Source organism: Flavobacterium sp. 38 (assembly GCF_057799715.1).
Genome location: NZ_JBYNWZ010000002.1, coordinates 362,009 through 383,048, shown reverse-complemented (window position 1 = coordinate 383,048; position 21,040 = coordinate 362,009). Strand labels below are relative to the sequence as shown.

Here is a 21,040-nt window from a genome sequence, read left to right as displayed (position 1 = left end):
AAGAGACAGATTTGCTATAAAATAGCGCATTCTCGCTCCACGAAAAATCTGTCAAAAATACCCTGATAAATATCCCAACTAAACCCAATTGCTGTACACTATCGTGAAAGTGAACAGCATAAAACCATTTGTAAAAAACTGATTATCAGAAACAATAAAGCAGTTTAATTGTTTTTCAAAAAACCTAAAAAAATATCCGTAATAAGTACCTCGTGATGTAGTAACAATGAGGTGAAATATGCATTAAAGCAAAAAAAGTCCTGCTAAAAAACAGGACTTTTTGGAAGAGATTGGAGAGATATTTACGCTTTCATCTTGTTATTTTTTTCGGCTGCGTATTGCATAAAAACAGATGGGGAAATTCCCATTTCGGCTTTAAAAATTGCTGTAAATTTACTGTGCGAAGAGAAGCCGCATTCTTCTGCCAAATAGCTAATTTTATAACTAAGATATACTGGATCGCTTTCCATTTTTCTTATGATATAATAAATTCTGAGCGTGTTGATGTAATTATTAAAATCTTTCCCTTTGTGTTTATTGATAACATAAGAAAGGTATTTACTATTGATTTCAAACTTTGCAGATAAACTCGAAAGACTGATGCTTCTATTGACATAACCATCTTTTTCCTCAAATTTCTTCAGCTTTTTCAGTATTAATTGTTCCGTTTCTTCGGTCATTAACACCTTTTTTTCGACTTCTTCGGTAACAGTTTTTTCTTCTTTGTATTCTGGTTTAAAAGAACTGTTTTCTATTTTGCTGATAATTTCTTCGAATTTCTTAATATCTGATTTTCTTCTTCTAATAATAAGCACTATTCCTGTAATGAGAAGAATTGCAACAACAACACTTGAAGCTATAATTATGCCCTGCATTTGAGATAATTTTGCTTCTTTTTCCTGTAATCTGTTTACAATGCTATTTACTCCCTCTTTATGAGAATCCATTAATCTAAGCTGCGTTTTTTCATAAAGTTTGCTAAAACTGGCGTAGTTTTTCACATCTTGTTTGCTGTCATAATAAACGGCCAGATTATAATACACTTCTTCTTTTAATTCTAGAAAATCGGACTGCTCTGCTACTAAAAGCGCTTTATTATAATAAAGTGACGCATTTTTTAAGTCTTTGAGGGCAAAATATATTTCTCCTATATCGCTATATACAAAACCGCTCAAAATAGTACCTTCTTTTGCTATATCATTCTTAAAAAGTAAGGATAAAGAAGAATTATAATAGTAAAGTGATTTTGAATAATCCTTTAGTCCTAAGTAAGCTTGGCCAAACATGTATTCGTTTGTAGCATAATGAAAAAACTTTACTTTCGAGTTTCTTGTTTTATCAAGATAGATTTTGGTAATTTTCAAATAAGAAATGGCTTGATTAAAATCTTCATCTTCGATTGCATATTTGGCAATCTGTTGATTGGTAATGGCCTGCAACTGATTTGAAATTTTCGGGTTATCAATTTTAGGAATAATTTTCAACACCTTTTTTAAAGACAAAACACTTTGCTCTTTTAAGCCGAGTGTACGATATTGAGCTGATAAAAAACCTGCTATTCTAACTTGCCATTCGTAGAGTTTATTGATTTCTGCAATATTTTCGGCTGTAACGGCATGGTCAATCGATTTTTCGAGATCTCCTGTATTCTTTTTCAAATCAGCTATTAGCATAAGTGATTTTACTTTATGAATCGGTTCTACTGAATGCTCATAGAGAGAGTCTGCTGTTTCTAATGCTTTTTTGATGTCTTTGCTTGCTAAGTCAACAGCGGTGTAGTACATTACAATATCAAAAGACGATTTTTTTTGTGCAAATACTGTTGTAGCAGTAAAAATGATGCATAGTAGTAAACTATAGCTTTTTAGTGCCTTTTTTATACAGGCACAGATGGTAATTCTGGTATTCATTTTGGGAGGGGTGTTACTTGCGGATAAAATAGTAAGGTATTTTGGCTCCTTACTTCATTGGGGCTTAAATTTATTTAGAAGATTAAAAGTCAGCAAAATAGGAATTATAGATTCGTCGCAATTAAGAATCTTGTCTTCAAACTTTTGACTCAAAAGTGATTTTTACAAAGGTAAGGTTCCTAAAAGGAAATTTTGTTAAAGTGTAAGAAAGAAACAAAAAAAATAGCTAACAGGCATATTTATAACTTTTTGTGTGTTTTCTTATTTTAATCTAAAGTAAAAAGGCCTCCAATAAATTGAAGGCCAATTAAAAAAAACACAAACTTGAAAAAAATTTTATCTTTTTCTCAAAACTCTTTCTGGATAATCTGTAATGATTCCATCAACGTGAAGCTGTATCATATTGTCGATATCTGCCTCATCATTGACAGTCCAAGGAATTATTTTCATTTTTATATTTCGTAGAGAATCTACTACTGCTTTATTTAACAATTTATAATGCGGACTGTAAATTTCTGGTCTGAAATTAAGCATCAAAAGATTTTTGGACAAACTGCCTTTTCCAACCAGATAAGCGATTTTTGTCTTTGGAAATCTTTTATGCATGACATTTAATACTTCAGGATCAAAAGACTGAATATTGATCTTTTTTTCAATTCCTTTTTCTTGAATGATTTTCATGACAATTTCTGTAAAAACTTCAGGCTCTGGCTGACTTTTACCATATTCCGATTTTTCAGATTTGATTTCGATATTATATCGCACTGGTTTTAGCTTGTTTTCGGTAATGTATTCCTCAACACTATCAATAACTTCAGACAGCAGTGGCTTGTATGTTTTTTGCTTTTGCTGCTGCGGAAAATTCAAGTTTCCTCTAGAACCGCTGTCAAACTTTCTAATGCTGTCGTACGTCATTTCATAAAGGTTAAAGCTCTTTTCTTTTTCTTTCGAAATTGGTTTTCCTTGCGAATCCGACATGTATTGCGAAGACATAAAAGGTTCGTGTGAAACGACAACTTTTTGATCTTTAGAAATCACAACATCCAATTCTATAACATCAGCGCCTTTTTTTACAGCACTAATAAAAGCCGGAATAGAATTCTCTGGAAAATTGCCGCGATCGCCGCGATGCCCTTGCGCTTCAATTACTTTTTTTGAAGGAACAGCTTTTTGATTTCCGCAAGAATAGGCCACTAAAACCGTTATCAAAACACAGCTTATCTCTTTGATTTTAAACATCATTCAATCGATTATTTTACTTTATCAATTCTGTAAGTCGTATTTGCAGTATGCGTTTTGCCAAACATATCGGTTGCTTTAATTTCGATAGCATGTTCGCCAATAGCAAGATCAGAAGGAATATTTCCTCTCCAAACGTGCGTACTTTTTTCAGGATCTGAAGAACGTTTTCCAGGCATCAGCACTTCAGATAATTCCCATTCGTAAACCAATTCTACATACGATGGATCTTGTACCTCAACATATTCCATTTCTTTCCATTCGCCTTGGTCTACTCTATACTGCACTTTGTCTTTTTTGCTTCCCATAAAGAAATTAGCAAATACACCCGATTTGGTACGTTTTGCTTTTGCAACTACTTTTGGAGCAAAAACTTTCATCTGATAATTGTCTGGTTTTCCTGCTACTTTGTAATCTACGGTATATTTATTTCCGTTAAAATGAATAAAAGCGTACCCTTTTGGCGTTCCATCTCTCATAACCGAAATCGGAATTCCTTTCTCGTCCAGTTTTCCAGAATACCAATCTCCAGATGTGGTCCCAATATTGTAATGGTGATGCGGCGTTTCTTGCAGCCAGCCTTCTTTTTTGCCTAAGAAATCCTGTCTCTGCATGTGTGTATGCGCCGAAAGCGAAAGTGTATTTGGGAAATCTTTCAGCAATTCAAATAATTTCTGACGGTCTTCGTCTCTAAAAGCATCATCTTTTTCGTCTGGCTCACTTATCGGAATGTGGAAAGCGAGTACGATCAAATTGTCTTTTGGAACTAATTTCAAATCATTTGCTATAAACTGCATTTGTTCTTCTGTAAAACCGCCCCAATATCCTTCGTGATCTCTTGGGTCAGGGTATAAAACATCATCTAGAACAATAAAATGCACTTTTCCGTAATTGAAAGCATAATTCGCAGGACCAAAATGAGCCTCATAAGTTTCATCGGCTAAATTATCGGCTTTGGCATCAAAATTTAAATCGTGGTTTCCTAAAAGATTGTACCACGGAATTCCAACTTTTTTTACGGCCTGAATATACGGATTGAATAAACTAAGATCGTTTCCAACCAAATCTCCCATACTTAATCCGAATGGAATATTTTTGATGCCTTCTACTTCAGCCACAATTCCTCTGGCAAAAAAATCAACTTCTTCTAGATTGTACGGCTGCGGATCACCAAAAATAAGTGCTGTAAAATCGTTGGTTTCTTTTTGAGGAGCTAATCCAAAATCTACAGATTCTGGAAGCTTTCCTGTTGGAGCAACGCCTTCAAATTTACCTTTTGGAGAACCTGTTGGTTTATAATTGTAGAAAAACTGAGGTATATTATCTTTATTGACCTGAATTTTATACCCCGAAGGTTTAATTACGGCAATAATAGCATCATTGGCTAACGGCAGTTCGTAGTTTCCTTTTTTATCAGTCAAAACCACTTCACGCCCGTTAGTAACAGCAACATTGGCAATTCCTTTTTCTTTTTTTTCTTTTTTACCGTTTTGATTTACATCTTCAAAAACGATTCCTTTTACAGTTGTTTGTGCTGTCAGAACACCACAAAATAACATTGCACTATATATAAATGTCTTTTTCATTTTAAAATTTTATTTGTCCCACCAAACTTTAGTATTGATATTGTCGCCTCCTACCATTTCAACAGCTTCCAAATAGTTTTCGTTATTTTTTATCTGCTGATTATCTGGATACGTAAATCTAGATGGCATAATTCCATCATTTAGCATCGCTGTCGTTTTTGGCAGTACAGGAAATCCTGTTCGGCGGTATTCAAACCATTGCTGGTAATCTGTAAAATACAATGCATAATACTTTTGCAACATGATTCTTTCTAATGTTCCATTGTACTGTGCTTCTGGTTTATTAAAATAAGTTGCTGGAACAACCGCTTTTACATGTTCGATTGCCGATTTAACCCCTTTTTCGTAATGTCCTTGTGCGTCTGCAATAAGTCCGCGTTGCGCCAATTCTGCTTTAATAAATTCAACCTCAGCATACGTCAGAATAAAAATCTGCATTGGGTTTTGAGCCTGAACATTCAAAAGTGTGGAGGCGTTGTATTTAAACTGCGAATCTGAACCTGCATAACCGCTGTCAATTCCTTTAAATCCAATTGGAGCATTGGTTACCAAAGCTGTCGCACCTGTTGCAATTATAGCTCTTCTTGGATCTTCAAGCGTATTTAAATTATCCAGAAAAAAAGAAGCCATTTTGATACTCAGGTTAAAATCTTGCGGCCTTCCCCACGGAGAAACATTTGGAGAAACTCCCGTTACTTTCAGAATTGCACCTTCAGCTGTATTGGTAAAAACCGGGTAAATTTCTGGATGATCTGCCATATAAGCCAGTTTTGTAAAAGCACCCATTTCTGTTCGGTTGGAAACCCTTAACAGCAATCTCATTTTAAGAGAGTTGGTAAATTTCTTCCATTTCAGAACATTGTTTTGAAACAAAATATCTTCGCTATAAATCATCGCTTTACTAGTATCATAAAGCGTATTGGCTTTTTCTAAATCCGCTAAAATGGTTTCATAAATAAACTCCTGCGTATCGTATTTCGGATATAAAATGGCATCTTCTCCGCGTACTGCTTCGGTCATTGGCACTGGACCAAAAAGATCGGTAAGATTGGCGTAAACCAATGCATTTAATGTTAAAGCAATCGCTTCGTAATTGCCGTCTCCCGCTTTTACAGAAGCCATGCGCATTTCTCTAATATTCGAAAGCCATTTGTAATAATTGTTCCAAGCCGAGTTTCCGATATTATTGCTTACATCATAACGGTGGAGTCCGCCTGTGATACTTGGATAAGGAAGCGAAACCTGCATTAAATTGAAGGTCACGTCAACACTCTGTGTGGCATTCTGGGAAGCAATTCCGTAGATAATCGGGTTCAATAAAGTTCCCGGACTTATTTCGGTAATCAGATTCGGATTCTCATTAAGTTCTTCAAAACCATTTGAACAAGAAATTGTCAGTCCTGTAAGAAGTAGAATTATTGCTGTGATTTTTATTTTTTTCATTGTCTAATTATAAAGTCAAACTTAAATTGAAACCATAAGTTGCCGGAGAAGGCATCTGCCCCATTTCTATACCTGGCAAAATAGTATCTCCGTTTAGAGCCGCTGTTTCAGGATCGTAAATTGGGAAATCGGAAACGGTTGCTAAATCTCTTCCGAAAATGGAAAACTGAAGCGATTGCAATCCTGTATTTTTCAGCCATCTTTTTGGCAAATTATATTGAAGACTGATTTCGCGAAGCTTTCCAAAAGAAGCGTCAAATGAATTCGATTCAATATTGGCTCTTCGGTAATAACGAACATACCAATCAGCTGTTGCCACTTTTTTGGTATTTGGAGAGTACGATCCATCAGTATTTTGAACTACACCATCTCCAATGATAAAGCCGTCTGCTCTACCCATTTCGTTAGAATTTAATTTCCCTTGTTCAGAAAGTTTGTGGTGTGTCTGTGAATAAATAATACCGCCGTACTGACCGTCAATTGTTACATTCATAGTGAAATTTCCAATAGAAAAACCATTAGTCAAACCGCCTTTCCATTTTGGACTCGCATCACCGATATACTGAATTGCTTCAGGATATGCTGGCAGACCCGCATTGTCATATACAATCTGTCCGTCAGGAGATCTCACAAATCCGAAACCATAAATAGCGCTTGTAGTTCCGCCAACTTTTGCAATGATTGAGGCTGTTCCTCCTGTACCAATAATCTGCTGTCCGTCAATTCCTTCTGGCAGTTCCATTACTTTGTTCCAGTTTCTTGACCAGTTCATCGTTGCATTCCATTTGAAATTCTCGCCATCAATAATTTTTCCGCCAAGCGTAAGTTCGATTCCGCGGTTTCTTACTTTACCTCCGTTTAAAACTGCTCCACTATAACCCGTAGAAAAATCCATCGGAATATCGATAATCTGGTTTTTAGTCACACTTTCGTAAACTGTACCATCAAACGTAAGTCTGTTTTTCAGCATTCTAATTTCAAAACCAGTCTCAAAACTTGTCGTAATTTCTGGTTTAAAATGATCATTATATAAAACCGTTAACGTCTGAGCCGAACTTGGAAAAGCACTTTGTCCGTAATATTTCTGTGTTTTATAAGGTTCTGTATCGTTTCCTACCTGAGCAAAAGAAAGTCTGTATTTTAAGAAGTCAATTGCTTTTGGAAGACTGAACATTTCTGAAAGAACCGCACTTGTATTGATCGACGGATAAAAGAAAGAATTATTTTCTACTGGAAGCGTACTCGTCCAGTCATTTCTTCCTGTGATATCTACAAAAAGCATATCTCGGTACGACATGGAAACTAAACCGTACAAACTATTCATTTTTTTATTGGCATCGCCTAAAGTTAAAATCGGTGCGCTTGAACCATTTGAAAGTTTATAAACGCCAGGAACTACTAAACCAGTTACTTCTGCTTCTGTTCTTCTGTATTTATAACTCATCGCGTTTCCACCTGCTGATGCCGAAAGCGAGAATTTATCTCCAAAATCTTTTTTGTATGAAAGCAAAAAGTCGGAGTTGATTTCTTGTTTGAAAACGTCTTGTCTTTCGTAAAATCCTTTTGCATATCTGTTGATGCTGTACGGTCTTTTCTGTTCTCTAGTCTGATTGTAAGTGTTCATAGAAGAACGCAACATTAATTCCAGATTTGGAGACAAAGTAATATTGGCAAACAAATTCCCTACAATCTGATCACTGTCTAAAGTATTAGTCGCCTCGTAAGCAATCAAATACGGATTATCTATGAAAGAACTGAACGGATGCAATTGCGCGATCTGCTCTTTGCCTTTCTCCCAAATCGGACGGTACCAATCTAAATCAATATTGGGCTGTTGGAAAATCATGAAATACGCGATAGAACCATTGTTATAACCTGTAGAAGGAAGATTATCACTGTTTCTCGTATTATAATTTACCGTTGTTCCCAATTTAATTCTGTCCGAAACCTGATAATTGGCATTTACTGCAGCAGTAACTCTGTCAAAACCAGTATTTGGCATAATCCATTCGTTTTTCTGATTTCCAAGAGAAAGACGCATCGAACCTTTGTTGTCACCGCCTTGAATCGAAATATTATTGTTTAAAGTCACACCTGTTCTCCAAAAATCTTTACGGTTGTCTCTGTAAGATTGCCAAGGCGTTCTTTCTGGAGATTGTCCTTGCACAGCAGGATCATATTGGTAGAAATTCTGTCCTGTAAAAGCGGGTCCCCACGCACTGCTGGTTCCGCTTGTTGAAGTTCCATCTGCAGAATTCCCGTAAGAGTAATATTGATTTCCCGCAGCATCTGGCGAATTTCCAGTTCCTTGTCCGTATTTATATTGATAATCTGGCCATCTTTGGATGACGTCGAAAGTGGCTCCAGTATTAAAAGAAATTCCTAAACCTTTGTTTTTCTTTCCCGATTTTGTGGTAATAATCAAAGCACCGTTTGCCGCACGGCTACCATATAGCGCAGTTGCACCTGCACCTTTAAGCACTGTTACCGCATCAATATCATCCAGATTAAGGTCTGAAATACCGTTTCCGTAATCAATTGGTGAATCTTCTCCCATATATGCACTCGTTGAACCAGAAGTAGTCATTTCTGCGTTTACAGGAACTCCATCTACTACAATAAGAGCATAATTTCCTTTTGGACTCAACGATCTGTTTCCTCTAAGGGTAATTTGCTGTGAATTTAAAGGCCCTGAACCTGTAGAAGTGATGCTTAATCCAGCCACTTTACCTTTCAATCCAGACGACCAGTTATTTGGTCTTCCTTGCGATAAGTTTTCAGATTTAATAGTCTGCTGCGAAAATCCTAGTCGTTTTTCTTCTCTTTTAATTCCTAAAGCCGTTACGACAACTTCGTTCAATTCGCTTGTACTCAATTTCATTGTTACAATAATCGGATTTGCGCTAGCCGAAACTTCCTGAGAATTATATCCCATATAAGAAACCACAAGAATCGCAGAAGAACTCACAGCAAAACTGAAATTTCCTTCCATATCGGTCATTGTGCTCGTTTTTGTTCCTTTTTCTAGAACCGTTACGCCTGGCATTGGCATACCGCTTTCGTCCAATACTTTTCCGCGAACATTCATTTGAGCGCGAAGATTTTTGGTAACGGTAATCGTGTTGTTTAGTTTTCTAAATGACAATCCCGTTTTAGCGGCAATTTTTGTCAATACTCCGTCTAGACTTTCTTTTTCTGCATAGATCGAAATGCGCTGTGATGTTGCTGATATTTTTTCATCAAAAACAAAAGTAAAAGTCGTCTTCTGTTCTACCGCCTTAAAAAAATCGGTGATGGTTGCATCTTTTAGATTCAGGCTTATTTGTACGTCCTTCGCAGATTGACCTAAGGCAAATCCGTTAAAGGAAAAAATTAATAAAATCATTAAGTAAAGATTTTTCATCTTTATATACTTATTGAAAAAAAATTGTAGTTTCGTGTTCATTACTGTTAGGCTATAAATTTTATTTTTAGTCTTTAAAATGCCCGTTTCCGTTGCACCGGAGGCGGGTTTGTTTTTTGTCTTTTTTTAAGGCGTCTTTTTTCTTATAGTAATTTGGTTTTTAGTTGTGTAATTTATTTTTAGCTGTTTTAAATAGGCAATACTTTCTAAGACATTTTCCAATTTTTCGTCTTTAAACTTTCCAGAAATAGTAAGGTCGTTCAATTCCTGATCTTCAATCACGATATCGACATTGTACCAGTTTTCTATGATTTTAACGGTTTCTGAAAGTTTGGTGTTCTTAAGTATGATGGTGTTGCTGATCCAAGCAATTTTATCATCGCTGTTTTCTGTAGAAATCTGTAAATCGGAATTCTTGATTAAATCGGCTTGCTGGTTTTTGGTAATCTGAACTTTTTTTCCAGTTGGTGAAGTAACTTCAACTTTTCCTGTAATCACGCTCACCTTTGTATCATGATGATTATAAGAATTGATGTCGAATGAAGTTCCTAAAACTCTCACTTTTACATCGTGGGTTTGCACTATAAAAGGTCTTTTGACATCTCTAAAAACTTTAAAATAAGCCTGTCCTGTCAGTTGTATATTTCTTGTCGTTTCAAATTCTTCGGGATACGTAACACTACTATTGGAGTTTAATACAATGACACTGCCGTCTTCCAAATAAATTTCTTTCTTTTCTCCTTTGGCCGTAATCTGAGTGATTTCTTTTGGTTTGAAAATAAATTTAGCCGCGGTAAATGCAATAGTAAGTCCGGTAACTAAAACGGCTGCTACTTTTAATGCTTTTCTAAATGAATATTTTTTTGGCTTTACCTGTAATTCTAAAAGTATTTTATTTAGAATGGCATCGCCTTTTTCATCAGATATATTATTTTCTAAATCTGATGACTGCTCCTGCATTTTATCAAAAAATGTTTCAACAGCTGCTTTTTCTTCGGGTGTGCAGGTACCTTCTTCGTATTTTTTTGCCAGAAGCAAAAAGTTTTCTTTTTTCAAAATATATGCTTTTATAGACAAGTCACATTTTTTGAATTGAACAAGTAGTCGAAAAAGTAGTCTTAACGTTTTCTTAAAATGAGCGTTTTTTAGTTAACATAAAAGAAAGCTGCCCAATAAAAAAGAAGATAATTATAAGACGCAGAATTTAAACGCAGCTGCTTAAGCGCATTGCTGATATGTTTTTCTACGGTATGAATTGATAAGTTTAATTTTGCCGCAATTTCGGCATTCGAAAAATGATCCATTCTGCTGAGTAAAAAGACTTCTCGACATTTTGGAGTCAGTTTATTGATCTGTTCATTGATATTTCTTTCGAAATCAACATATTCTAGATCGTTTAAAGACAAGCTTGGATCTGGAATGGTTTCTAATACTTCAATATGCTGCTGATCAAATTTGAGGTTTCTAAGCTGGTTTGCAATTTTGTATTTTACAGCTCTAAACAAGTAAGCTTCAAGGTTTAGGATTATCGTGTTGGAGGCATTTTTCCAAAGACTAATAAAGATTTCCTGAACGATATCTTCGCAAACTGCTTCGTCTTTGTAGATTTTAAAAGCATACGAATAAAGCTTTTTCCAATACCGATTAAAAATAATTGAAAACGCAGTATCGTTTCCCTCAAAAATCAGTTTTTGAAGTTCATCATCTGTCATTTTCAAAAGATCTTTTTTCATAATAGTTAAAAAAGCAAATGAAAAACATCAAACAAAAAATACCTAAAAAGCTAATTTAACTTTGTGTTAAATTACACTACGAAAGACTGCTGCACTATATTTCCTACGTAGGCGATAGTAGGCAAATATTCATTAAACAATGTATATTTGCATTTCATAAAAACATTTTTTGAATGCTAAAGGAAGAACGTTTTGACAAAATATTAAAATTGCTAAGCCGCGATGAGAAAGTAAACTACAGCGGATTGGCACAGGAACTGAATGTTTCTGAAGATACCGTCAGAAGAGATATTGAACAGCTTCATAACAACGGACTGCTTTCTAAAGTCCGCGGAGGCGCTATTCCGATATTAAAAAATCCTTTAAGTTTTGTAGACCGAGCTTCGTATCAGACAGACAAAAAAGAAATTATAGCACTGAAAGCTCAGCAGTTTATTCACGACGGCCAGACTATTTTTATGGACGGAGGAACGACTAACTGCAGTATTGCGGCAAAACTTCCTATCGGAATTAAATTAAAAATTATAACCAATAATATTCCTTTGGTTCAAGTACTTTCAAACCATAAAAATATTGAAGTGATATTACTTGGCGGCATTTACAATACACAAACCCAAACCACTGAAGGCGTTAAAGCCTGCGAGGAAATAGGTTTGTATATTGCTGATATTTATCTTTTGGGAACATGCGGTGTTGACAGCAAATTTGGCGTAACAGCCAGTTTCTTTGGTGACAGCGGCATTAAAACGGCTATGTCTAAAGCCGCTAAAAATATTATCGCTCTTGCGAATGAGGAAAAGCTAAATACAACCGAACCATTTAAAGTCTGTGCTATAGAAAATGTAGCGGTGCTTATAACAGATCTTGCGAGCAACGACAGCAGACTGGACGGCTACCGCAGAAAAGAAACTAAAATTGTTTAAGAAAAATATCTAATTTCTTGATTAGAAAACCAATTCGATTATATTGTTTTCGGGATCAAGAATAACGCTTTCATAGTAACCGTCACCGGTAATACGGGGTTCTCCTGCTATGGTGTATCCGTCTTTTCTAAAAATTTCAGTCATCTGGTTAAGTTCTTCTTTCGACTTCACTTCCATCGCCAGATGTGCATATCCGGTTTTTTGTCTTGTTACATCTTTGGATGCATTTTCAATTCCCTGCATGCACATGATTTCAATCCTACTTCCCGATTCAAAATTTAAAAAGTAAGATTCAAATCTTTTGATTGCATTGGTGTATTTCTCCCCTGCTAATGCTTTAAAATACTTTTGGTAAAATTCTTTCATGATTTCAAGATTTTCTACCCAAATTGCGATATGTTCTATTTTCATTTCTTTAGATTTAAACGATTAAGATTTGCTTTTATTCATAAATAAAAAATAAGAGATTCCAACACCAGCCAAAAGCATACTGCAAACACCCAAGGCCAGTCCTAATGATGACTGTTCAGCTATGAATCCGACAGAAACTGGTCCGAGCAGTTGACCTGAATACCCCATTGTCGAAATTGCCGCCACCGCAGCGGCAACAGGAACATTTTTCAGCTTTCCGGCTTCATTAAAAAATACAGGCACAATGTTCGCCGCTCCGCAACCTAGAATAAAGAAACCTGCAATTGTCAAAGAAATCCACGGCGATAAAATGACCATTAAAAGACCCGCCGAAGCAGTTATCGCGCCACCCGTAACCACAGCGCGATGACTTAGCTTTTCTACCAGACCGTCACCAAACAGACGCATTATTGCCATTGCAACAGAGAAAACGGCATAACCCACTCCTGCCCAAGATTCGTCCATTCCGCGATTTTCATGAAGGAATAAAGCACTCCAATCTAGCATTGCACCTTCTGACATAAAAACAATAAAACATAGTATTCCTAAAAATAGTACGCCTCTGTTCATCCATGCAAATTTTCCGCTTGCAGTACTTTCTTTTTCCTCAGTATGGGTCAATGCTGTCTGTCTTTCGCTTGACGCGTCAAATAGTTTTCTGTACTGAAAGGCAACTGTTAAAAGTACCAATAGAGATATAAAAAGTGCGGCACTTAGAGGCTCTAATCCCGTTTTTATAAGAAGTCCCAATCCAAGAGACCCCACAAGACCGCCCACACTAAAAAGTCCATGAAGTGAAGACATTATAGGGCGTCCGTACAAGTTCTGAAGATTCACGCCAACCGCGTTCATAGAAACATCTACTGTTCCTATACCGGCTCCAAAAATAAAAAGCGCTGCAGCCATAGCGGTAACTCCATCCAAGAATACCAGAAATGGCAATATAAAAGCAATTGTGATAGAAGAAACTGTAATGACAATTCTGTTTCCAAATTTTTGTCCTAGATATCCAGAGATTGGCATCATCAATATCGCGCCTCCCCCAAGCATTAAAAGAAGCAGACCGAGTTCACCATCATTCAGATTCAATCTATTTTTTGCAAAAGGAACCATTGGCGCCCAGCTGGAAAGTGCAAAACCGCATACAAAAAATATGCTTTTAATGGCGGGTATCGCCTTGTTTACAGTAGTATTCATAAAATATTCAAAAAAAATTATAGATTGCAATATTATGCAAATTTATGCAAATTTGCAAATAATAGCATCTTATTTATTAAGCATAAAAAAAAACCGCCAATGAGGCGGTTTATATTTTAATTTCCTTAAAGATGATCTAATCTTTTGATATGAATTATTTTTTTGATTTCAGAAATCATTTTTCGGTCGGCTGAAGAAATCTGCGAAGAAAGCACAAAGTTGATGACTTTATCAATGTCTGAAAATTTATGCTCTGAATCGAGTTCGACTAAAACAAAATCTTCTCTACTTAAATGAATTAATATATCTTCTAGTATAGGAAGAGCCATGAGAAGTTTTCCTAGTTTTTCATCATTTTTCCAAATTTTGCAAGCCGCGATTAAATATTTTGCCCCTTCTACTTCTCTGCCATTTCGAAGATTAAAAATTGCTTTTTGAAGAATGTCTGTACTTTGTTTTTCTCTTTCTAAATATTGCTCATCATAAAACTCTGGAGTATTCTGAATTTTAATTGGAGCTTTCAAAGAAACTTCGCCGTTAATATTTTTCTTTCTCAAAGTAACTTTCTTTTCAAGCTCATTTAAAACATTGGAATGTTTTTGGGCTAAAATATCTTGCTGTTCTTTTCCGCTTTTTGAAGTGCCTAAAATAATATATAGCGCTGAAGCTAAAAAAGCACAAAAAAGAAAAACAGCTGCTGCTTTAATTAAGGGATTATCAAACCATTCAAACTGGATCATAACTCAACTAAAATTTAAAGTTTGAATAAAATTGTATTGGCATGCAGGAAAAATCTCTTACTATAATCTACTGCTTCTATTTTTACAGGCATCGAATACAATAAAACCGCAGCAGCCAATTTCTAAACAGAATACTTTACCATTCTGCAAAAAACGGACGCGTTTATGAGAAGGGCTGTTGTTATTCCCGCGCGTCCGTCATAATTACTAACTTAACCAACCCTTAACTTCTCTTTAAAAAACGTTTTGCTAAATAGTTTCTAAACGGAGCATCATAAAACTTTAATGAAACATAAGCCACCGTTATTGACAAAACAAATACTAATGCCGCCGCAGAAAAAGAGTTTTCTAGCGTGATTTTATTTTTTACTACATAAGAATAATACACATACAAAATCGGGAAATGTGTAATGTAAATAGGATATGAAATGTCTCCTAGAAAGGTGCATACCTTTTGCATGGTTTTTCCTTTTACGGTTCCAGAAGCTCCAATGTGTACGATAAGAGGAAACATTATAATAATCATAAGCGAATCGTAAATTCCGTTCATCCATAAATTTTCGCTCCCGCCTATTCTTGGAAAAGCCAGCACGATCGCAATAAGAACACTGCTCAATACAAATGTGCTTCCCATATTTCCCGGTTTTGTTAATCGTCTAAGCAGAATTCCAGCAAGGAAAGGAAATGCGAGTCTTGTAAAACCAATTCGAAGCTGTGCAGGATCAAGTGACCAGCCTCCAATAATATCTCCATAACTGTTTGTAACAGCTAGATGGATTAGAAAAAAAGCTGCAATTAAAGTCAATATCCATAAAATGGTGTTGGATGCTTTTCTAAGAAAAATAGCGTAGACAATATTGGCGATATATTCGAAAAAAAGCGACCAAGCCGGGCCGTTTAATGGATACATTTCTCCCCATCCTCGAATATCTAATGAACCTGGAACGGGAATTAAAAATATTCCAAGAACTAGAACCAACAGCATTTTCCATAACGGAGTGCCAGCTACAGCAGGAAACATATCTGATGCGCTTGGATAAAAACACGCAGCACCGAGCAACATCCCGATTAAAATCATGGGATGAAGTCTGATTAGCCTTCTTTTAAAAAATTCTTGTATAGACATCTTTCCCCAACGGTCGTCATACGCATGTGCAATTACAAATCCTGAAAGAAGAAAGAAAAAATCGACAGCAAGATAGCCGTGGTTAATAAGCTGTTTGGTATGGTCGCCTCCAGAGAATACTTCGAGAATATGAAACGCGACAACGATTACTGCTGCAACTCCTCGAAGTCCGTCCAGTATTTCATAATGCTTTTTAGAATCAGGAAAAATTGATTCCTGTACAGATTTTACATTCATTTATTTTTGGGTTTTTGGTTATTTATTTCGTTAGTACAAAAGTTTAAATCCTTTTGTGCAAAACTATAACGATATAGTATTGTTTTTGCACCCTAATTTAAAAATGTAGCCGACAAAAAACCATAAACACCTAATAAACAAATACTTAAAAATCAAACTATAGTAAAAAAAGTAGTTTCTGTAGAGTAAAAAATAGAGCATTTCAGAATGCAAAACACCTCATCATCAGTCCTACAAAAATATATGGACTGATAGAATTGCTTTTGCGAATGCCTTTAAAATCTAAGATTCACTGTTTCCTGACATTCCAATTTTCTGAAGCTTGAATTCAAACTCCTCTTTAGACAATAAAGTGCGGTTTCTAACCTTGGTTCTGTAATTATAAATTGTGCTGAGCGAATAACGAAGAAACGAAGCAATCTTAACACTGTCTGAAAAACCAAGACGCTCCAAAGCATAAATTCGGAGTTCTGGATTTAAAATTTCACCTTCTTTTAAAATGATGCGTTCTTCGGGAATGAGAAGGTTATTAAAATCGGATACAAAATCGGGATAGAGGCTAATAAAAATTTCATCAAAACGCTGGTAAAGATCTTGAAGTTCTTCGTCAACCAGATTACTCGAACGCAGCATCAAGGACAATTCTTCAAATTGTTTGCTTAAAGCTTTTTTATTGAGTTTTATTCTGTACTCATCCAATTTTCCAATATAAGAAGAACACATATCAAAGAACTGCGCAATATAAGTCTGCTTGATTCTATTAGCTTCATGAAGTTCGATATTATATTCGTTGAGTTTATTGTTTGCTTCTTGAATATCAGAATTAACGATTTTTAACTGTTCTGATGAAATGGAAAGTGCTTCTTTAATTTTGGATATTTTTTTCATCTGCCTGTACACATAAACAGCTGTAACAAGCAATCCGGCACTCAGCATCGTAATAGCAAAAATCAATAAATGCAGCTTATTTTTGTTTTCTTCTTCTCGCTCCTGATAAACCGTATTGATAATAGAATAAAACTCGGACATCATCAGGGTTCTGAATTTCACATTGCAGAAAACAGCATCTTCTAAAGCTGATTTGGCATAACGGTACGCCTTGTCGATATCGCCGCGATAATAATTGTAAATAGCCAGATTCTGAATGGCGCCGTGATCTTTTACGCCGTTTTCAAGATCGGCAACGGCTGCAAGTCTGTAATATTTAATTCCTTCCTGCTCTTCTTTAAAAACCATTTTGATGTCTGCAAGCAGATAGGTATACATCGCATAATCGTAATCTCTTTTGGTGCTTTTATTCAAAAGTCCGATTAACAGCTTCTGCGCTTCTGCATATTTTTTATTGTACATCAGCTTTTGGGCCAGGTTTATTTTGTATTTATTGCTTTTAGGATCTAAAACGCCTAGCAAAGAATCTCTGTAAACTTCTATTTGTCTGCGGTAATGCGTGTTTGGATTATTGGTCGCGTAATGCTCAAAAAACTGACTGTAAAACTCGTAATATTTGGCTTTTAATTCATTCGGAAGTTCATGGCTGTTTATTTTTTCGAGAATTGCTCTCGATTCTAAAAAACTTCCGTTTGAAGAATACAGGTTTGAAAGTTCAATTAAAGCCTGTTTTTCTTTATAAGAATCATACGGTTTTTTGGCAATTAATAAGTTCTGACGAATGAAGTAAAGTGCCGAATCTATTTTATATTTTCTATACTCCTGATATAATTTATTATTGATCGCATACACCTCGGCGGTACTATTTTGCCCTTGCAGCTGTTTTCTATATTCGCCTGTTTTTTTATCCTTCCTTGCGGTATAAACATTCTTTTGCGCCAATGCTTTTTCTAAAGTGATTGCTTTTGATACGGACTCTTGGCATACAACATTACAAACGGAAAATAGGCAAACGGAAATAAGAATATGAATTTTCTTCATCTGGAAGGATATTGATTTTATGCAAATATATACAAATTAGCATGTTTTTGTAAATTATAAAAAAATCATTCTCAATAAAAAAACCTTAGAAATCATTGCGTTTCCTAAGGTTTTTTATTCAACAAAAAGTTGTGTATTTCAATAAACGACAAATACGGCTCCTTCACAGAAGACCGCATTTATCAAACTAATTCAAAATTAAAAAAAACTATAAACTTGCTTTGACTTCACCGCAAGTCAGCATATTTTTCGGGTAATACGGATTTTTGATTTCCTTACTGTCACTTGTCCAAACTGCGCCAGTCATGGGGCAAACTTGTAAATACAATGTCTCATCGGCAGGTTTAAATTTTGCTGCCTGATCCCAATATTTTACAGAAAGTGTTTCAAAAATCTTGCGCTGTTTGTTGATGTTTTTAGTTGAAGCTATCGCTGTTGCCAATTCGATAATTTCTTTTCTCGAAGTGGTAGCTGCATTCATGTCTGGTAAACTCAATTTTTTAAACTTGAAGTTTTTTAATGCATTTTTGAAAGCTTCTGCATTTTTAACAACCGCAAGACTGTCTGAAGTCAGAAAACTGTTTTTTAAAGCCAGATAATTTTTTGTGATTTCCTTTTTTTCGGTTTCTCTTTTTTGCACTAATTCCGGAACAACTTCTTCTTTTGAAGTTATTTGGGCCTGAGCCATAACGCTAAGAAAAAGAAATGCTATAACTATTAAATTTTTCATGATGTAGGTTTATCTAATTTTGTGATGATTTTATCTATATCTATTAAAATGCTTTCGTAATGATCTTTGTTGATTCCTGTTGAAGCATTCATAAGCTTTGTAATATCTATTTTCAATTTTAAAAGATGCTGTTTTGCATACAATTTAACATCGCTGCGCTGCGCTGTATTGGCTGCTTTTCCTGGCTCTAATTCTTTTGGCAATAAAAGCATTCCCAACTTTTCGATATAACCGCGCTGAAAACCTCTTCTGTAAAAATCTTGTTTTTCGTCTCCGCTAAATTTCACCCAAACCGTTTGCTGTAAATCGTTTAAAAATTCAGGAACAGTATAGGCGCCTTCAAACTGCATCGATTTCAGGCTGATATTGTAAAGCATCCCAGAACTTAATAACATATTCAAAACTTGATTTTGCTGATCTGAGATTTGATCTTCTCTTTTTAAAGCAATAAGATCATCAATTTCTTGCGGATACATCCAAAGCGGTGCAACAAACAATTGTCTTCCTAAATAATCTATTGCCGCTTTTACTTTTGCTTTCGGAACTGGCTTGTATACTGCACCTTTTTCGTCAACGGTACGTTTTGTGATATAGTTATTTCCAATATTTTTCAGAACATGGTACAAATACAAACCGTATTGTCTCACCACAGCTTTGTGCATATCTGCTAAATTATCATACGGATCGTTTGGCTGATAGGTCCATTCGATAAGATGAGGCACGACACGTTTTAGGTTTTTAATTCCGTAATCGCTGGCTTTTACTGAATCATCTCCAAGATCTTCTGCTTGGCTGCGGGGATCTTCGTCTTTGCCTTCTCCTCCAAACCATAATTTCGGATTTGCAGTTAAACTATCTGTTGTTAGTTTGGCTAATATTTTTTCTTCTTCAAACTCATCTTTCGCGTTCGGATAATATTGGTATCCCCATTCAACAGCCCATTTATCATAGCTTCCAATTCGCGGATAAAGACCTTTTGGACTAATATTATCTTCTGGCTGCGCTACATAATTAAAACGAGCATAATCCATAATAGAAACCGTGTGTCCGTTTTCTTCAACCCATTTTTTATCACGAAGTTTTTCTACTGGAGTGGCACTGCTCGCTCCCATATTATGACGCAAACCAATCGTATGACCAATTTCGTGAGAAGAAACAAAACGGATTAACTGTCCCATTAATTCATCATCCAAATGCATTTTTCTTGCTCTTGGGTCTAAAGGTCCTGCTTGAATCATGTACCATCTCTGCACCAATTTCATTACATTATGGTACCAACCTACGTGGCTTTCCATAATTTCACCACTTCGTGGATCGCTAATTCTTGGTCCATAAGCGTTTGGCGTTTCAGAAGCTAAATAGCGTACAACCGAATATCTTGCATCTTCTAGACTCATGGTTTTATCATCTTCTGGCCATTCTTTACCTACAATGGCATTTTTAAAACCGGCAGCTTCAAAAGCTTTCTGCCAATCGTTGATACCTGCAATTAAATACGGTCTCCATTTTTTTGGCGTTGCAGGATCTATATAGTAAACGATTTGTTTTTTGGGCTCGACCAATTCGCCTCTTAAATACTTTTTAATATCTTTTTCTTTTGGTTCCAAACGGTAACGCTGCACAATAAATTTCTTTTGAGCGCGCTGTTCATCATCATCAAACAAAACATATTTATTGGCAAAATAACCTACTCTTTCGTCAAAGAATCTTTTTCGCATTGGCGTTTTCGGCAACAATACGATTGAGGTGTTTAATCGTAAAGTGATACTTCCGCTGCTTGCTGTAGAACTCGTATACGTTTTTGTCGTTTTGGTTTCAATATTAATTGGATAAACATCAATACTTTCAACAAACGTTTTGTCATCCGCCAGAGACGTTAATTTTTTCTCTGTTTTTTCCTGGCTTCCAATAGCAAACATGGCGTTGTCTTTTTTGAAAACATCTGTTACTTCAATAACCACATCTTTTGTATCAGGATTGATTGTTTTTATTGGAAAAGCAGCCACAATCGGATTTTCATTGCTTCCTTCTAATGCTTTTGCCAGCATCGAATCGGCAGAACGAACGTCTTGTCTATATTGCAGAGATCTCAGATAAATAGTATTATTTGAACCCTTTTCAAAATAAATCGTCTGTTCGTTGGCTTTCTCTCCACCAAAACTTCCAAAACCTTCTGGAGTTGAAAGATAGCGCGTTACCACTAGCATATAGCGATTAAATAAACTATCAGGAATCTGAAAGTAGTATTTAGCATCGACCTGACTTACAGTAAAAAGACCTGATTTAGTTTTGGCTTTATCGGTAATAACTTTGTTGTAAGCCTGCATGCCTTTTGGCTGTGTACTGGTGCTATCTGCTTTTTTTTCTGGAGTTTGGGAAAAACCATGCTGCCAGGCCGACAGCATGATTAGAATTAAAATTAACTTTTTCATC

15 protein-coding genes are annotated in these 21,040 nt (G+C 35.7%); 1 reads left to right on the top strand and 14 read right to left on the bottom strand.

Going from position 1 to position 21,040, the window contains the following annotated elements:
- Positions 1-302: 302 nt before the first annotated feature.
- The 7 genes from AC3E9W_RS06790 to AC3E9W_RS06760 all read right to left on the bottom strand — a co-directional run bounded on the left by AC3E9W_RS06790 (position 303) and on the right by AC3E9W_RS06760 (position 11,314).
- The gene (locus tag AC3E9W_RS06790; protein WP_488767689.1) at positions 303-1,910 is read right to left on the bottom strand and encodes a helix-turn-helix domain-containing protein; all 1,608 of its coding nucleotides are present in this window, start codon (positions 1,908-1,910) and stop codon (positions 303-305) included.
- 336 nt (positions 1,911-2,246) lie between these two features.
- Positions 2,247-3,152 carry a glycerophosphodiester phosphodiesterase family protein gene (locus AC3E9W_RS06785; protein WP_488767687.1) on the bottom strand — a complete coding sequence of 302 codons (906 nt, stop codon included), beginning with the start codon at positions 3,150-3,152 and terminating at the stop codon, positions 2,247-2,249.
- 8 nt (positions 3,153-3,160) lie between these two features.
- On the bottom strand, positions 3,161-4,735 hold the full coding sequence (locus AC3E9W_RS06780; protein ID WP_488767686.1) for a calcineurin-like phosphoesterase C-terminal domain-containing protein: 1,575 nt from the start codon (positions 4,733-4,735) through the stop codon (positions 3,161-3,163).
- Between the two features lie 9 nt (positions 4,736-4,744).
- Entirely contained in the window at positions 4,745-6,178 is a 1,434-nt protein-coding gene (locus tag AC3E9W_RS06775) for a SusD/RagB family nutrient-binding outer membrane lipoprotein (protein ID WP_488767685.1), read from the bottom strand.
- Between the two features lie 7 nt (positions 6,179-6,185).
- Entirely contained in the window at positions 6,186-9,563 is a 3,378-nt protein-coding gene (locus AC3E9W_RS06770; protein WP_488767684.1) for a SusC/RagA family TonB-linked outer membrane protein, read from the bottom strand.
- Positions 9,564-9,707: 144 nt separating this feature from the next.
- Positions 9,708-10,637, bottom strand: a complete 930-nt coding sequence (locus AC3E9W_RS06765) for a FecR family protein (RefSeq protein ID WP_488767683.1) — start codon at positions 10,635-10,637, stop codon at positions 9,708-9,710.
- A gap of 89 nt (positions 10,638-10,726) precedes the next feature.
- On the bottom strand, positions 10,727-11,314 hold the full coding sequence (locus tag AC3E9W_RS06760; protein ID WP_306161106.1) for an RNA polymerase sigma-70 factor: 588 nt from the start codon (positions 11,312-11,314) through the stop codon (positions 10,727-10,729).
- A 173-nt stretch (positions 11,315-11,487) separates the two neighbouring features.
- Between AC3E9W_RS06760 and AC3E9W_RS06755 the strand changes: the two genes are divergently transcribed.
- Positions 11,488-12,237 carry a DeoR/GlpR family DNA-binding transcription regulator gene (locus tag AC3E9W_RS06755; RefSeq protein ID WP_488767681.1) on the top strand — a complete coding sequence of 250 codons (750 nt, stop codon included), beginning with the start codon at positions 11,488-11,490 and terminating at the stop codon, positions 12,235-12,237.
- Between the two features lie 21 nt (positions 12,238-12,258).
- Here AC3E9W_RS06755 and AC3E9W_RS06750 read toward each other — a convergent pair whose 3' ends face one another.
- The 7 genes from AC3E9W_RS06750 to AC3E9W_RS06720 form a co-directional block, all read right to left on the bottom strand.
- Positions 12,259-12,648: a VOC family protein gene (locus tag AC3E9W_RS06750; RefSeq protein ID WP_488767679.1), complete on the bottom strand. Its 390-nt coding sequence runs from the start codon at positions 12,646-12,648 to the stop codon at positions 12,259-12,261.
- 18 nt (positions 12,649-12,666) lie between these two features.
- Positions 12,667-13,845, bottom strand: a complete 1,179-nt coding sequence (locus AC3E9W_RS06745; protein WP_488767677.1) for an MFS transporter — start codon at positions 13,843-13,845, stop codon at positions 12,667-12,669.
- Positions 13,846-13,970: 125 nt separating this feature from the next.
- Positions 13,971-14,585 (bottom strand): hypothetical protein, encoded by a 615-nt coding sequence (locus AC3E9W_RS06740; protein WP_488767676.1) that lies wholly within the window; start codon positions 14,583-14,585, stop codon positions 13,971-13,973.
- Between the two features lie 223 nt (positions 14,586-14,808).
- Positions 14,809-15,948 (bottom strand): acyltransferase family protein, encoded by a 1,140-nt coding sequence (locus AC3E9W_RS06735; protein ID WP_488767675.1) that lies wholly within the window; start codon positions 15,946-15,948, stop codon positions 14,809-14,811.
- Between the two features lie 282 nt (positions 15,949-16,230).
- The gene (susR, locus tag AC3E9W_RS06730) at positions 16,231-17,877 is read right to left on the bottom strand and encodes a SusR family glycan utilization regulator (RefSeq protein ID WP_488767673.1); all 1,647 of its coding nucleotides are present in this window, start codon (positions 17,875-17,877) and stop codon (positions 16,231-16,233) included.
- 208 nt (positions 17,878-18,085) lie between these two features.
- Entirely contained in the window at positions 18,086-18,607 is a 522-nt protein-coding gene (locus AC3E9W_RS06725) for a DUF3347 domain-containing protein (RefSeq protein ID WP_488767672.1), read from the bottom strand.
- Positions 18,604-21,039 (bottom strand): zinc-dependent metalloprotease, encoded by a 2,436-nt coding sequence (locus AC3E9W_RS06720; protein ID WP_488767670.1) that lies wholly within the window; start codon positions 21,037-21,039, stop codon positions 18,604-18,606. The genes AC3E9W_RS06725 and AC3E9W_RS06720 overlap by 4 nt, the downstream gene beginning before the upstream one ends.
- Position 21,040 lies beyond the last annotated feature (1 nt).

Excerpts from the sequence above, each read along its gene's own strand:
- AC3E9W_RS06790 (WP_488767689.1), bottom strand. The coding sequence starts at position 1,910 with ATGAATACCAGAATTACCATCTGTGCCTGTATAAAAAAGGCACTAAAA.
- AC3E9W_RS06785 (WP_488767687.1), bottom strand. The coding sequence starts at position 3,152 with ATGATGTTTAAAATCAAAGAGATAAGCTGTGTTTTGATAACGGTTTTA.
- AC3E9W_RS06780 (WP_488767686.1), bottom strand. The coding sequence starts at position 4,735 with ATGAAAAAGACATTTATATATAGTGCAATGTTATTTTGTGGTGTTCTG.
- AC3E9W_RS06775 (WP_488767685.1), bottom strand. The coding sequence starts at position 6,178 with ATGAAAAAAATAAAAATCACAGCAATAATTCTACTTCTTACAGGACTG.
- AC3E9W_RS06770 (WP_488767684.1), bottom strand. The coding sequence starts at position 9,563 with ATGATTTTATTAATTTTTTCCTTTAACGGATTTGCCTTAGGTCAATCT.
- AC3E9W_RS06760 (WP_306161106.1), bottom strand. The coding sequence starts at position 11,314 with ATGAAAAAAGATCTTTTGAAAATGACAGATGATGAACTTCAAAAACTG.
- AC3E9W_RS06755 (WP_488767681.1), top strand. The coding sequence starts at position 11,488 with ATGCTAAAGGAAGAACGTTTTGACAAAATATTAAAATTGCTAAGCCGC.
- AC3E9W_RS06750 (WP_488767679.1), bottom strand. The coding sequence starts at position 12,648 with ATGAAAATAGAACATATCGCAATTTGGGTAGAAAATCTTGAAATCATG.
- AC3E9W_RS06745 (WP_488767677.1), bottom strand. The coding sequence starts at position 13,845 with ATGAATACTACTGTAAACAAGGCGATACCCGCCATTAAAAGCATATTT.
- AC3E9W_RS06740 (WP_488767676.1), bottom strand. The coding sequence starts at position 14,585 with ATGATCCAGTTTGAATGGTTTGATAATCCCTTAATTAAAGCAGCAGCT.
- AC3E9W_RS06735 (WP_488767675.1), bottom strand. The coding sequence starts at position 15,948 with ATGAATGTAAAATCTGTACAGGAATCAATTTTTCCTGATTCTAAAAAG.
- susR (WP_488767673.1), bottom strand. The coding sequence starts at position 17,877 with ATGAAGAAAATTCATATTCTTATTTCCGTTTGCCTATTTTCCGTTTGT.
- AC3E9W_RS06725 (WP_488767672.1), bottom strand. The coding sequence starts at position 18,607 with ATGAAAAATTTAATAGTTATAGCATTTCTTTTTCTTAGCGTTATGGCT.
- AC3E9W_RS06720 (WP_488767670.1), bottom strand. The coding sequence starts at position 21,039 with ATGAAAAAGTTAATTTTAATTCTAATCATGCTGTCGGCCTGGCAGCAT.